The sequence below is a fragment of the Pseudophaeobacter sp. C1-32P7 genome (assembly GCF_041008775.1).
GTDB lineage: Bacteria > Pseudomonadota > Alphaproteobacteria > Rhodobacterales > Rhodobacteraceae > Phycobacter > Phycobacter gallaeciensis_A.
The window spans coordinates 42,547-56,508 of sequence record NZ_JAXGFR010000022.1 but is presented as its reverse complement, the minus strand read 5'-3'; the positions used below and the strand labels follow the sequence as shown (position 1 = coordinate 56,508).

9 protein-coding genes and 1 pseudogene are annotated in these 13,962 nt (G+C 58.0%); 5 read left to right on the top strand and 5 right to left on the bottom strand.

From position 1 onward, the window contains the following. Positions 1-301, top strand: a pseudogene (locus SM763_RS21085) (hypothetical protein); the annotation flags it as partial. A gap of 6 nt (positions 302-307) precedes the next feature. Here SM763_RS21085 and SM763_RS21080 read toward each other — a convergent pair. Next, positions 308-1,879 carry a glycosyltransferase family 4 protein gene (locus tag SM763_RS21080; RefSeq protein WP_368999637.1) on the bottom strand — a complete coding sequence of 524 codons (1,572 nt, stop codon included), beginning with the start codon at positions 1,877-1,879 and terminating at the stop codon, positions 308-310. A 125-nt stretch (positions 1,880-2,004) separates the two neighbouring features. Between SM763_RS21080 and SM763_RS21075 the strand changes: the two genes are divergently transcribed. Further along, positions 2,005-2,541, top strand: a complete 537-nt coding sequence (locus SM763_RS21075) for a hypothetical protein (RefSeq protein ID WP_368999636.1) — start codon at positions 2,005-2,007, stop codon at positions 2,539-2,541. Continuing rightward, positions 2,538-4,550: a glycosyltransferase family 2 protein gene (locus SM763_RS21070; protein WP_368999635.1), complete on the top strand. Its 2,013-nt coding sequence runs from the start codon at positions 2,538-2,540 to the stop codon at positions 4,548-4,550. Before SM763_RS21075 ends, SM763_RS21070 begins: the two co-directional genes overlap by 4 nt. 94 nt (positions 4,551-4,644) lie before the next feature. Here the strand turns inward: SM763_RS21070 and glmS are convergent, their stop codons facing one another. The 4 genes from glmS to SM763_RS21050 all read right to left on the bottom strand — a co-directional run bounded on the left by glmS (position 4,645) and on the right by SM763_RS21050 (position 10,067). After that, the gene (glmS, locus tag SM763_RS21065; protein ID WP_368999634.1) at positions 4,645-6,462 is read right to left on the bottom strand and encodes a glutamine--fructose-6-phosphate transaminase (isomerizing); all 1,818 of its coding nucleotides are present in this window, start codon (positions 6,460-6,462) and stop codon (positions 4,645-4,647) included. Positions 6,463-6,480: 18 nt separating this feature from the next. Further along, positions 6,481-7,827 (bottom strand): bifunctional UDP-N-acetylglucosamine diphosphorylase/glucosamine-1-phosphate N-acetyltransferase GlmU, encoded by a 1,347-nt coding sequence (gene glmU, locus SM763_RS21060; RefSeq protein ID WP_368948826.1) that lies wholly within the window; start codon positions 7,825-7,827, stop codon positions 6,481-6,483. Between the two features lie 69 nt (positions 7,828-7,896). Then, on the bottom strand, positions 7,897-9,069 hold the full coding sequence (gene glf / locus SM763_RS21055) for a UDP-galactopyranose mutase (protein ID WP_368981813.1): 1,173 nt from the start codon (positions 9,067-9,069) through the stop codon (positions 7,897-7,899). 80 nt (positions 9,070-9,149) lie between these two features. Further along, on the bottom strand, positions 9,150-10,067 hold the full coding sequence (locus SM763_RS21050; protein WP_368981814.1) for a sulfotransferase: 918 nt from the start codon (positions 10,065-10,067) through the stop codon (positions 9,150-9,152). Positions 10,068-10,223: 156 nt separating this feature from the next. On the opposite strand from SM763_RS21050, the gene SM763_RS21045 reads away from it, so the two are divergent. Next, positions 10,224-12,947 carry an amino acid adenylation domain-containing protein gene (locus SM763_RS21045; RefSeq protein ID WP_368999633.1) on the top strand — a complete coding sequence of 908 codons (2,724 nt, stop codon included), beginning with the start codon at positions 10,224-10,226 and terminating at the stop codon, positions 12,945-12,947. A gap of 36 nt (positions 12,948-12,983) precedes the next feature. After that, entirely contained in the window at positions 12,984-13,952 is a 969-nt protein-coding gene (locus tag SM763_RS21040) for a sulfotransferase family protein (RefSeq protein WP_368999632.1), read from the top strand. Positions 13,953-13,962 lie beyond the last annotated feature (10 nt).

The following is a 13,962-nucleotide window of genomic DNA, read 5'->3' as shown; positions in this document are numbered from 1 at the left end:
TGAAGGCGACCCTGGAAGCCATCGCCGCCGGTCACCCGGCCAGAAGGATCGACGAGCTGCTACCTTGGAACTTCACCCCGTCAAGCTGAACAGGCGTGGGGTGGCGACAGCGCTTACGAATGTTCTGTGCCCGATCGACAATCAGGGGGTTGAAGGCGCAGGGTGCTGGTATTTGGGCCTTCGTGGCGACATGTTCTGGCTGCGCGCCATCGCCAGATTCTATAACCCCGTCCGGCGACATTCATCGCTCGGCTTTCTAAGCCCCATCGCATTCGAGCAAAAGGCCCGGAAAGTGAGCTAAACGCTCTCAACGGAAATCAGCACGTAACACGTCCAGTTTTCGTAGTATCTGATCAGCAATACGCGACCAGGCGTATTCTGAATTGGCCCGGACCTGAGCAGACTTCCCCAACCGCGCGCGCAGATCCACATCTGTGAGCAGCAATGCTATCTGGCGCTGAAGATCCTCGCCATCACCCTTGTTAAAGACCAGCCCACTTTCGCCATCTTCCAGCAGCCCTTGCATGCCTCCGACCGACGAAAGAACAATCGCTTTACCTGCTGCCATCGCTTCTACCGGCTTCAGCGGCGCGACCGTTTCGGTAACCAGTAGCGGACGGCGGGGAAACACGCAGATGTCGAACAACTCCAGCCAGTGCGCGACCTGCTCCAGAGGTACCCGTCCCGGCATGATGCACCAGTCCTCCAGCCCCAGTTCCGCCGCTTGGCGGCGCAGGGTCTGGCTTACTGGGGTTCCATGCACCCCGGTGCCCTTTTCATCTCCGACCAGCACGAGCCGAAAGCGATGGCCTGCGGTCTTCAATCTGGCCGCCACAGCGATTAGATCCTCCAAGCCCTCATAGGCCGGAAAACTTCCTGCATAGCCGATGACCGGCACACCTTCCGGTAAATTCAGTTCCGCTGCCAGCCTCTTATTATGGCCCGTCGGAACAAAGTCGGTTGGATCGCAGCCGTTGGGTAAAAAGGTAACCCTCTCCGCCGTTAGCCCACGGGAAATCAAAGTCTGGCGCATCGGCTGCGACAGGACAAAGACGTGGTCGGCCTGCATCGCAACCTGGGTTTCCAGCCATCGTTCATAGCGGTACTGCGGCGCGCCGAGAAACTCCGGTTCTCGGGCTGTGCGGCTCAGTTCCCAAAAGCCGCGCATCTCATATACGATGGGCAAACCAAGACGGCGGGCAGCGATCTGCGCGGGCAACGCACACGCATGGTTCGAGGCCGCCAGCACCACTTCTGGTCGCAACTCCAGCAGCCGCGCCGTGAGCACATCGGCACTTTCACGAACATAGGTCCAGTAATTCTGCCAATTTCCAAATTGAGGTTCCGCGCAACGCAGGTAAGGCACACCTGCAATCTCCTCTTCAAAGGATCCAGCGCAGGATAAATCAACCGACAGCACCGCCGGATCCTCATCCCAGGGAAATCCAGGACGGGTCAGGCAATGAAGATCCGCCCCAGCATTGCGTAACGCCGATGCCAAGCGTTGCGAACGCACTGCATAGCCAGTGGAGATCCAAGGCAGGCTGCTGTACAGAACATAGGCGATGCGCCCGGGTACAGGCGCCCACCCCCCAGGGGGTGCAGGCTGGGGCATCCGTGTCAGAGCGAACATCCGCTCTGCACGCTGCTGCAACAGCTGCCGATCCGGGGTATCCGGCAGCAGCGCAAGCGCCTCCGCAACGCATTCCGGCTCTGCCAGATCCAGCGCAGCTGTCGCTAGCTCAAGCCTGTCGCTCTCACTATTTGCCTCCGCAAGCGCCCGACGCAGCAACGCCTCGGCCGCATATTCGGATTGCCGCATGGCCAGCATCCGCCCAGCTGAAATATAGCCCTGAATCAAGCTATTATTGTGTTGCATTGTTCTCTCATCTAGCGGAGCCGATACGTTGGCACAGCAGCTGTACCCCCTCTTTTGCCGATGGACAAACCAAAGCGAACACGGCACTACAAGTGCCCGACGAATATACGTTTGAGGCACCCCTTATGATTGATAATATTTCTTCTGGGCCAGAAGCCAATCTGAACTATGCCCTTTCAGTACTGCGTGAAAATCAAACCAGTGGAGATATTGCCGAACACCCCGAGATCCAACCAGGCATTACCTTGCATGCGGATCCAGCCCTCAAGCTGCAAGGCCAGTGGCATTCTCCTGCCGGGCGGCTATTGGAGTTGGACATTTCCACCAATGGCCAGGGGAGCTGGTTCGGTCTGCATATGGAGCTTGGCGATATCGATTTATCCCAAGTCGGTATCATCGGTATCGCCTGTCGTAGCGCCGCTACGACGATTGAGGTGGTTCGCGCCTGCATCCGCTCGGGCCGCAGCGAAGGCGGCTTCGACGATTGCTTTTTCACAAAACGTATTTTGGCGCATCCAGAAGCCTCCAGCCATCTTGACGCCTTGCAGGTCGGACAGCAACAGAACTTACCCCCCCAAGCCCCCTGGCGCGAACTGATCCTATTTCTTCCACTGCACAGCTTTCGCTTGAATCTGCACGATCTGCGTCTTTTCATCGTATGACTTTAACCGTTATAATCCCTGTCCATAATGATGAAGCTCGGCTGCACCGCCTGCTCAGGCACATGCAGCAACTGAACTTCGCCAGCCATGTAATCATCTGCGATGATGGCTCGACACCTGAGGTTTCCTTTGACCCTTTGCCGATCGCGGTAGGTCTGCCCCCGGAACGGATCACACTTTTGCGTCAGGAAACGCCACGCGGTGCGGGCGCAGCCCGCAATCTTGCGCTTCGGCATGTGACAACGGATCATGTGATGTTTCTCGACGCTGACGATTTGCCACTGCGCGAATTGCCGGACCTGTTGAAAGATCTAGAAGGCAAAACCTTTGATTTTTGCATCTTCCAGCACCACGACAGCCGTCGTGGCGCTGAAGGTCAATGGGGGCAGATGCCCATGGACCAACAGCTGTGGCACACCGCAGGCGTGGATGTGGGCGCTTTGTCACAAGTCTCCCCGACTGCCGCTCTCAGCCTGAGTCAGACCGCCAATTATCCGTGGAACAAGATCTACCGTACCAATTTCTTGCGGGAACATGAGATCCACTGCACTGAAATCATGGTTAATAATGATATAGAGCTACATTGGCGCAGTTTTTTCAATGCAACAACCATATTGGCAAGCGACCGTATCGGGGTAATCCATTATGTCGCGCCCAACCAGGATCGGCTAACCAATCGCAACGGCCCGGAACGCCTTCAGGTGTTCACAGCCCTGTCTCGCGTATCTGCCGAAATCCAGTCTTCCAGGACATACAGCCCTTTTGCCGTTCCCTATTACCGTTTTGCGATCGGGCTACTGCATTGGATCAGGAGCTTTATTCGGTCAGACCTGCTGCCCGAACTCGCGCGCCGGACTGGAGATTTCTGGGAAACTGAAGTACCAGCGGACATCAAAGCTATGATTGCTAGGGATCAGGACACACCTCCCGATCCTATAAAAACTGACCCTCTGTTGCGCTCGATAGCCACTCCTGCATACCTAGGAAAGCGGCCCGAGCGTCAAGTCTGGCTGCACGTCGGGCTTCCCAAATGCGGGTCGACAACCCTTCAGCAGCATATGTTAAAATCCGAAAAGCTGCATCAAGAACAGGGGTTTTGTTATCCGCAAAGCTGGCGCAGCCGGGATGGATACCAAAATCACCTACCATTGGCCAAATTAGCACCAGAGGCTTTGCCACAGGCCTTGGAAGATATCACTTCCGAAGCGCTCAACCGGCAATGCAAACACATCGTACTGTCATGCGAACATTGGACCAACGCCTTTTCCAGCAGCAATCTGCCCCAACTTCACGCAACATTGCGTGCCCAGTGCCCTGATTGGCAGGTCCGGATTCTAGCTTATTTTCGAAATCCATATGATTTCGTTGAATCTTGCTATGCGCAGTATGTACGGGCCGGACTCTTCCAGATTTCCCGTCACCGTTTCTATGCCGATGGCGCTCCCTCAATCGAAAAATTCCTTGCCTGCTTCGAAGACAGTTGGGGCTTTCCACTCTATTCCAATTTACAATTTGCCCGCCTTCTGAGCGAGCATTTCCCTTCTGATGAGCTACTGTTGCGCTCAATCGAGCCACAAGACCTTGCAGAACCCGATATGCTAGCGGATTTTTGCCACCTGCTGGAGCTACCCACACCGGACAAGACCCAGCGGAGCAACCAGCGTATTAGGACCCGCAAGCTGGCTGAGCTGGAATACGTACAGACGCTCACAGATCAGGATAGTTTTTCCAAGATGCGTTCACGGTTGCTGGAAACGGATATTATAAAGTCTCCAAGGACCGACAATAACCGGAGCTCCACGTTACATATTGGCGCCGAAACTGCAGAGATCATTACGAAGCATATCAAAAATGAAAAAGAAGAGTTACAGAAGATATTCTCTACAAGAGTCCATAGCTTGTGCTCAACACGCAGCCCTGAATCTGCGACAGACTGGGCCCGCAGCGACCTTTTAGGTACGGAAGACAAAATCGCGTTGCAGACATTTGTAGCTCGTCAGAACAGCTGATGCGTTGACTCTCACTCTTCGCCAAAGGTGCGATGCCGAAAATTTTAACCCCGCTCGGTCTAATTTTCGACAGGCACATAAGATGAGCGTTCTTCTACTCCACCGTCACCGATTTCGCCAAGTTGCGTGGTTGGTCCACGTCGGTGCCTTTCTCAACTGCAGTATGGTAGGCTAAAAGCTGTAGCGGCACCGCATAGGCGATAGCTGCGAAAGGCCCCTGAACCGGTGCCATGCAGATTTGCTGCCAGATACCCTCTCCAGCCTCTTTCAACCCCTTGGCATCACTCACCATTACAATCCTGCCGCTGCGCGCCATCACTTCCTGCATGTTGGAAACCGTCTTGTCGAAGAGCGGATCATGCGGTGCCAGCACCACAACCGGCATTTCCTCGTCAATCAGTGCGATGGGACCATGCTTCAGCTCGCCGCTGGCATAGCCCTCGGCATGAATATAACTGATCTCCTTCAACTTCAGAGCTCCCTCCAGTGCCAGCGGATAAAGCGCGCCGCGACCAAGAAACAGAGCGTGGCTGAAACGGGCAAGCTGCGCGGCCACACCACGCACCTCTGCCTCGCAGGTTAGCGCCTCCGCGACCTGGCTGGGCATATGGCGCAGTTGAGCCTTATAGTCCTGCAGCAACCCTGTTGGCTGGGTCCCGGCCTGATGTGCCGCTTCCAACGCCAGAGCAGCTAGCACCGCCAACTGGCAGGTAAAGGCCTTGGTAGAGGCCACACCAATTTCCGGCCCCGCCATGATCGGCAGCGCCACGCCACTTTCGCGCGCGATTGAGCTTTCGGGTACGTTAACGACAGACAGGATCATACCGGCCTTTCCCGCGCAGTAACGCAGCGCCGCCAATGTGTCGGCAGTCTCCCCTGACTGCGATACAAACAATGCTAGGGTTCGCTCTGACACCGGCGGTTCGCGGTAACGGAATTCTGAGGCGATATCGACCTCGACCGGTAGGTTGGCGATTTGCTCGAACCAATATTTTGCAGTCAGGCAAGCCAGAGAAGCAGTCCCGCAAGCCACCATCACAACCCGATCAAAACGGCTGAAGTCAATCTGCTCCAAAGCCCGTTGCCCATCACCACCGTCCAGATAGTACTGGAGAGCTGCGCCCAGAACCCCAGGCTGTTCCGCAATTTCTTTGGACATGAAATGGCGATGGCCATCCTTTCCCACAGCGGCAACCGATTGCCCGATTTCTTTGCGGTTACGTTCTACCGGAGTACCTTCGGCATCTTCAATGTCACAGCCTGCCCGGGTTACCACTGCCATGTCACCCTCTTCCAGATAAGTGACTTGCGAGGTCATCGGTGCCAGCGCCAATGCATCTGACCCGATGAACATCTCGCCTGTGCCCCAGCCGATCGCCAGCGGGCTGCCGTGGCGGGCGGCCACAATCAGGTCCTCTTCCCCTTCAAACAGGAAACACAGCGCATACGCCCCTTCCAGTCGAGAGATGGTCGTACGGGCAGCTGCCACTGGCTCCAGCCCCTGCTGCAGATAATACGCGCACAGCATCGCCAGGGTTTCGGTATCGGTCTCGGTTTCCGCCTTCAGCCCATGCTCCGCCAGAAAAGCACGTAGCTCACGATAATTTTCGATGATACCGTTATGGACAACCGCAACCCGGTCCCGGGCATGGGGGTGGGCGTTTTTCAAGGACGGCCCACCATGGGTGGCCCAACGCGTATGACCAATGCCCGCAGTACCGGCCAGAGGCTCATGCACCAGCAGATCACTCAAGTTGGCCAGCTTTCCGACTGCCCTACGGCGGTCCAAGCAACCTCCACTCAAGGTTGCGATACCCGCGCTATCATAGCCACGATACTCCAGCCGTTTCAATCCTTCGATCAAAACAGGCGCTGCCTGATGCTGGCCCAAGACACCAACGATTCCACACATGCTATGTAGTCCCTTGCATTATTTCACTGCAGTCTTTCGGTTTCTCTGGCGCTGCCGTAATCGGTCTGCGCCGCCTGCCTTATTGTTCTGATCCGCCCGCGATAGAGCCAGCGCATCGCTTGGCACCTCATGAGTAATCACGGACCCCGCTGCCACAATGGCCCCGGCTCCAACGGACACCGGCGCCACCAAGGCACTGTTACTTCCGATGAAGGCCCCCGCCCCCACCTCGGTTTGGTGCTTCATCACCCCATCATAATTGCACGTAATCGTACCCGCTCCGATATTGGCTGCAGCGCCAATATGCGCATCCCCCAGATAACTCAGGTGATTGGCCTTGGCACCCGCCTCAAACGTGGTGTTTTTAGTTTCCACAAAATTACCAACCTTAGCCCCTTCACCAATAGAGCTGCCAGGCCGTATACGGGCATAAGGACCAATCACGGCCCCCCGACGGATCCGGCATCCCTCTAGGTGCGAAAAGGCGCGCACCACCGCACCTTCATCCAATCGAACCCCAGGTCCGAACACCACATGCGGCTCCACCAGAACATCCCGGGCCATCCGCGTGTCAGGCGCAAAAAAAACAGTTTCCGGCGCAACCAATGTCACACCTTCAGCCATTGCAGCCTGGCGCGCCCGGTTCTGAAAAATCGCTTCAGCTCGCGCCAGCTCTGCCCGTGAATTGATGCCAAGCGTTTCTTCCTCCGCACAGGTCACAACCGAGCAAATAAGCCCCGCATCATTGGCTTTTTCCACGACATCTGTAAGGTAATATTCTTGAGCTGCATTATGGCACCCAATTTGACTGATCAACTCAAACAGGTTTTTCCTGTCCGCACAGACCACCCCAGAATTGCATAGCCCGATTTTCAGCTCTTCAGCCGTCGCGTCTTTGGCTTCAACAATCCGGCGCAAACGCCCTTCTTCCACGACCAGACGACCATAGCGCCCCGGATCTTCAGGTTCGAACCCCAAGGCGACAAAATCCGCCCCCGCACGGCGCGCCTTCAGCATCGCCTCCAGCGTATGAGGACGAATGAACGGAGTATCCCCGAATAAAACAATAACATCACCCTCAAAATCTGCCAGAAGTCCACGTGCCTGATCGACCGCATGGGCTGTTCCAAGCTGTTCGTCCTGAATAACAATTTTGGCATAAGGAGCATACGCCTGCACAGCATCAGCCGTTTGCTGTGCGCCAAAGCCCGCAACGACAATGAACTGCTCGGGCTCCAGAGAAGACGCTGCCCGCATCGCATGGAACAGCATCGGAAGACCTGCAATCGGGTGCAGAACTTTAGGCTGCGCTGAAACCATCCGCGTTCCGCGGCCGGCAGCCAAAACAACAATCGCCAGTGCCATAATAAATCCTGATATTAGGTCTGAAGGAAATGTGGATCGCTCACTCGTGGCAAATCTGCCTGAGACCCTCTACAGCGGCGCCACGGCAAAGGCCGGGGCCGCATTGCCCGCCTCGGCGGCCTCAAGGAAGCCGCGCGCGGTGTCCAGCGCCTCGCGGATGGTCACATCCATGTCGAGATAGCGATAGGTGCCAAGACGCCCCACGAAGGTGACGCCCTCGGTCTGTTCGGCCAGTTTCACGTAATCGGCCAAGAGGGCTTTTTCCTTCACCTGGCGGATCGGGTAATAGGGGATATCGCCCGGCTCGGCGCTGCGGGAATATTCGCGATAAAGCACCGATCCCTCGTGCTCTTCCCAGGGGGAGAAATGCTTGTGCTCGGTGATGCGGGTATAGGGCACCGCTTCCTCGCCATAGTTCATCACCGCGCAGCCCTGGTAATCGCCCTCATGGGTGAAGCGTTCGAAATCCAGCGTGCGGTAGCCAAGGCGGCCCAGCTCATAATCGAAATAGCCATCCAGCGGACCGGAGTAGAACACGTGGTCATATTCCGCAGCCATCTCACGGGTGAATGTGGTCGACAGCTTCACGGTGATGCTTGGGTGGTCGAGGATCTTCTCGATCATCGAGGTATAGCCGTTTTCCGGCATGCCCTGGAATTTGTGGAAGAAATAATTGTCGTCGTAGTTGAAGCGCACCGGCAGGCGTTTCAGGATCGAGGCCGGCAGTTCAGACGGCTGCACGCCCCATTGCTTGATGGTGTAGCCCTTGAAGAAGGCCTCATAGAGATCCTTGCCGACAAAGCGCATCGCCTGTTCTTCAAAGGTCTGCGGATCGGTGATCGAGGTATCGGCCTGTTCCTCGGTGATGAAGGCGTGTGCCTCTTCCGGGCGCAGGGTCTTGCCGAAGAACTGGTTGATGGTGTGCAGGTTCACCGGCAGCGAGAAGACGCCGCGCTGCCCCTTGGGATCGACCGAAGTGGTCTTCACCCGGTTCTTGTAGGGCAGGAAGGTCTCATAGGTGTTCACATAGTCCCAGACCTCGGCATCGTCGGTGTGGAAGATATGCGGCCCGTAGATATGCACCATGACACCAGTGTCGACATCCCGTTCGGTGTGGCAGTTGCCCCCGATATGATCGCGCGCATCCACCACGGTGATGTCATAGCCCGCCTCGGCCAGATGCCGCCCGATCACTGCACCGGAAAGGCCTGCGCCCACCATAAGGAGTTTTCCTGCTGACATAACCCTGCCTCCTGCATCAAATTTCTAAGGGGATACCCTGTCATCGTAAAACAGGGAATACAGCCCGTCCGCACCACGCCTCAGCCAAGTCCCCTGCTATAGCCAAGGGTTTCCGCAAAGGGAAAGGTCACCTCTTCGGCCATGGCATGAAGATCGGCATTCTTGGCCTGCTTCCAGCTTTCGGCAGGACGGATCTCGATCTTGGACTTGCGTTCTTTGAGAACCGTAGCATTGGCCGGCGGGAAGAGATGCGCCTCCTCCCAAGAAATATCCGCAGTATCGGGGCCGGTGAACAGGGTCAGATCCTGCGGCACCCCGGCCCAGTCCTGAATCCGTCCCATCCAATGCTGCGGATCCACCGTGAGATCCTCATAGCGCAGTAGCATGAATTTCGCAGGATCCAGCGCCTCAAGCCGTTTCAGACGGCGCTGACGGCCCGCCCAGTTACGGGTCCGTCCCCGCAGCACCTTCGGACGTTTCAGCACCTTGGCCCAGCTAACCGCCACCGCGCGCGGATCGCGCACCAGATTAAGGATATGCAGATCGACCTGCGGCAACAGGCTCAGCGCCAGACACAGGTCCACCGATTTCGAACTGTCGATGAGCATCCGCCCACCTGCCTGCTCCGCCGCCGCCGCATAAAGATCACCGAACAGGGTCAGAAACTCTGCATTCTCCCGCGCCAGTTTGTCGCGCACCTGCGGCTCATGCCAGTTGGGGGCCTCCCCGGAGGCCGTGCCGAACGCCGCCATTCCTGCCTGCAGCGCCTGCAGCGCATCCGGGCCATGGGCTGCCTCGAGCCGGGCGATCACCGGTCCCCAATACGCACAATCCGGCACCGGTCTGCGGCAACTGCAGGGCGCCGCACTCCTGCGGGCCTCAGGCAGGTCGCGGATCTGGCCAATGTTATAGGTCTGCGCATGCTGGGACAGCATCAGAGACAAAAACGTCGACCCCGATCGTCCCGCTCCCGCAATATAAAGCACTTTGATCGACATCCGCTTATATGTCCTATTCTGGATCGTGTTTTCCCTGCACGCCTGCCCCAGCCGCAAAAGCCTCGGTGGCGGCTGGCTCAATAATTTACACCTTGTTTCACGACTGCGTTTTTGGGACAAGCTCAATGATAATTTCAGCTGGCGGACTCTTCGAATATGGCAAACCTTGAACCGCGTTCTCAAGTTCATGGGACATGGCAGGCGGCTGACGACTTCCGGGCTTCAACCCTGCATTACGCAGATCAGCCCGCCCTCAGCGCAGGTGGTAAAACGCTCAGCTACGCGGCCCTCAACGCCCGGGTTCAGACTATTGCAGCCGCCATTGCCGACACCGAAACGGCACAGACACAACCAGTCACCGCGATCTACGCCAGCCGCGGTGCGGATATCTATGCCGCTGTGCTGGGGGCGCTGATGCGTGGCCATGCCTATGTGCCGCTGAACCCGAAGTTCCCGCCTGAACGCAACCGCTATATCCTGGAGCGCTCCGGCGCCTCGGCGGTGCTTTATGAAGCGCAGGATGCCGCAGCCGTAGAAGGCATCCTGGCCGTGCCTGCCGACGGGCCGCTGCCGCAGCAGATTGATCTCAGCGCCCTGCCCCAAGAGCGTACGCCGCCTGCGCGGATCCATGACAACCCCTACGCCTATGTGCTGTTCACCTCAGGCAGCACCGGCCAGCCCAAGGGGGTAGCGATCCGGCACAGCAACCTCGGTGCCTATCTTGATGCCACCTTCCAGGTCGCCGATTACGGCCCCGTCGACCGGCTGTCGCAGAACTTCGACTTGACCTTCGATCTGAGCGCCCATGACATGTTTGTCTGCTGGCGGGCTGGCGCGCATCTGATCGTGCCCTCGGCTGCGGATCTGGAGGCCCCGGCCGACTATGTCCGCCGTCAGGGTATCACCTGTTGGTTTTCGGTGCCGAGCCTTGGCCAGAAGATGCGCCAGCAGGGCGCGCTGACCCCCGGCGCCCTGGATCAGCTGCGCTTGTCCCTGTTCTGCGGTGAGGCCCTTCCGGTCGATCTGGCGCAGGACTGGGCCCGGGCCACCGGCCACCGGGTGGAAAACTGGTACGGCCCGACCGAGGCCACCATCGCCTGCACCCGCTATGTGCTGCCCGCCGACCCTGACAGAATTCGCGGCCGTTTCAACCTGGTCCCGATCGGCACCGCCCTGCCAGGCATGGAAACCCTCGTGCTGAAAGAGGACGGCACCCCCGCCAGTGTCGGCGAAAGCGGTGAATTGCTGGTGACTGGCCCGCAGGTGGCTGATGGCTATGTGGCAGATGCTGAAAAAACCGCCGCGGCCTTTGTGCAGCCCGCGGGCAAGGACAGGGTGCATTACCGCACCGGCGACCGGGTCGATGTGGGGGCCGATGGCACTCTTCAGTTCATTGATCGCATAGACAATCAGATTAAGATCCGCGGGTACCGGGTAGAACTGGGCGAAATCGAGTCCCTGCTACGCGCCACCGCCGCCGGCTGCAACGCCGTGGTGGTGCCGATGCCGCTAAAATCCCCGACCCCCACATCGCTGGTCGGCGTGGTCGAAGGCTGGGACGGCCCCGGCCACCAAATCCGCACGGCCATCAAGGGGCACCTGCCCGACTACATGACCCCCACCCGAGTTCTGGTCATGCCGCAATTCCCCAAGAACGCCAGCGGCAAGGTCGACCGCGGCGCCATTGGCCAGCGCGTTCTAAAGCGTCTCGAGAAACAGAACCAGCAATCCGCCCCCAAACAGAAGATGAAGCGCTATGACCGGCTGATCCAGTTTGCACAGGAGATCAACCCGGCCCTGTCACGCAAGGAACTGGAACAGGCCGAAAACCTCATGGATGGCGGGCTGGATTCAATGGGGTTCGTCGATTTCACCGTGCGGCTGGAAAAGCATTTCGGACTGGAGCTAACCCAAGAGACCGCAACCGAGCTGTCGCAAATGTCCCTGTGGCAGATGGTGGCATTTCTACGCCGCGCTCTGGCACCGAAAGGAGCGGACCGCTTTCAGCCTCCTGCCCCGGGCAGCCTGAAAGCCCCCGAACTGAAACGCAACCTGCACTACCGCGCCATGCGGGCGCTGGATATGCTTGATAAATTCCCCGGGTTCGTCGCCGACACCCCAAAACCGCTGGTACTCTGCGTCGGCTCTTCCGGCTTCATGCGCGGGATCAGCCCGGAAACCATCGAATCCTGCGCATCCGGACAGGATGTGCGAGTTGCCAATCTTGGCATGGCCATGCTCAGCGTCCAGGGCATCGCCGAAGTCTGCGAATATATCCGTGACACCCTGCAGGCCCAGGGGCGTCGTCTGGCCCATGCCGTGATCGAAATGGAAATCATGCAGCTGTCGATCATGCCCCCCGCAGGCGACATCGAGATCCTGGAGGATTTCAAGGCTGGCCTGTTTCGCGATGTTCCGCGCAAATACTATGACGCAGACACCATCTGGGACACCGCCACCGGCGGCGCCATCGCGCCGATGGACACCCCTGGGAAGGTCGCCCCGCAAGCCAACTGGGAACGCAAGCGATCCAAGGAAATCTGCGAGGCTTTCGAGGGCGGGATAAAAATGGACGACAAGGCTGTCGCTGCCTGGATCCGCGGCGTCAGGGCTTTGCAGGAGGTCAGCGACCGCGTAACCGCAGTGATCCACCCCATCCAGCACCCCGAGGGCCAAAGCGCCCTGAACGCAGCAAGAGCCCGCGGCCAAAATCATTTCAGCGCCGTGGTGGAGCAGGCTGTCCGCGAGACCGGAATTGACATCATGCTGGACACCGATTTCGTGGTCGAGCAGGCCGATTTTAAAAATATCAGCCATATGAATGACTATCACGGGCGACAGAGTTTCTCGCGCCAGATCGCCCGGCGCATATTTCGCTGACCCGCTCCCTGCGTCGGCCCCAACGAAAAGAAAAAAATGCAACACCCCCCCGTTTTCCTGATCTGCTCTGAACGTTCCGGCTCTAACCTGATCAGCCGTATCGTGGGCGCCCATTCTGCGTTTTATGCCCCGCCGCCGTTTCACTTTGGCCAGAATGTCCTGCTTAATCTTCACCAGACCCTGGCCGGTGGCACCCAATCTGTCGCCTGGCAGCGGATGTGTAACAGGATCCCCAAAAGGCTGGAAAAGCTGCTCGGCACAAAGAAAGAAGCGCAGGCCGCCGCCGCCTGGCTCTCTGCTCAGGATCAGATCGATCCGCATCGCCTGGCCCGGTTTCTCTATATCGACGCCACGCCTGCAGCCGCAGGCAAACGGGTCTTCATCAAGGAAAACAACCTGCACAAGCTGCTATTCTTCATTCTGGAGTGTTTTCCGGATGCAAAATTTATTTTTCAGGTGCGTGACCCCCGCGACTATTTTGCCTCAGCTGCAGCCCTGAGAGAGGGCACAAAAAACAAATTCGGAACCACCAAGAACGCACTGCGGATCTGGAAAGAAGACCAGTTGGGCGGCCTGCATGCGCTTGGCGTCCTTGGGCCTGAACGCGTCTTTCTGCATCGCTACGAAGACCTGCTGATTGATGCCGAAGCTGTTCTGCGGCGCCTGTGCCTCTTTCTCGACCAATCATTCGAGCCGGAGATGCTAGACTTTCACAGCACCGAGGAGGCCACCACCTTGGCAGGTAGCAACCGGCAACGTCAGAATGTCGCCAAGCCTCTCATGACCACAAATTTCGCCAAATTTCGCCACGCGCTTCCCGCCCAGCAGATCAGGCTGGTGGAAAAACGGCTGGGGCGGCTGATGCACCAGTTCGGTTACCCGCTGGACAAGATGAAGATCACGTCCAAGGGACGCATCGTGCCGCGTAGCTCCCCCGGGGATAAAGGCGGCTATCAGGCAAGATCGCTTTTGTCCCCTCTGGACTACGGCCCGCCAGACACCTGACAGAAGGCTA

Excerpts from the sequence above, each read along its gene's own strand:
- SM763_RS21080 (WP_368999637.1), bottom strand. The coding sequence starts at position 1,879 with ATGCAACACAATAATAGCTTGATTCAGGGCTATATTTCAGCTGGGCGG.
- SM763_RS21075 (WP_368999636.1), top strand. The coding sequence starts at position 2,005 with ATGATTGATAATATTTCTTCTGGGCCAGAAGCCAATCTGAACTATGCC.
- SM763_RS21070 (WP_368999635.1), top strand. The coding sequence starts at position 2,538 with ATGACTTTAACCGTTATAATCCCTGTCCATAATGATGAAGCTCGGCTG.
- glmS (WP_368999634.1), bottom strand. The coding sequence starts at position 6,462 with ATGTGTGGAATCGTTGGTGTCTTGGGCCAGCATCAGGCAGCGCCTGTT.
- glmU (WP_368948826.1), bottom strand. The coding sequence starts at position 7,827 with ATGGCACTGGCGATTGTTGTTTTGGCTGCCGGCCGCGGAACGCGGATG.
- glf (WP_368981813.1), bottom strand. The coding sequence starts at position 9,069 with ATGTCAGCAGGAAAACTCCTTATGGTGGGCGCAGGCCTTTCCGGTGCA.
- SM763_RS21050 (WP_368981814.1), bottom strand. The coding sequence starts at position 10,067 with ATGTCGATCAAAGTGCTTTATATTGCGGGAGCGGGACGATCGGGGTCG.
- SM763_RS21045 (WP_368999633.1), top strand. The coding sequence starts at position 10,224 with ATGGCAAACCTTGAACCGCGTTCTCAAGTTCATGGGACATGGCAGGCG.
- SM763_RS21040 (WP_368999632.1), top strand. The coding sequence starts at position 12,984 with ATGCAACACCCCCCCGTTTTCCTGATCTGCTCTGAACGTTCCGGCTCT.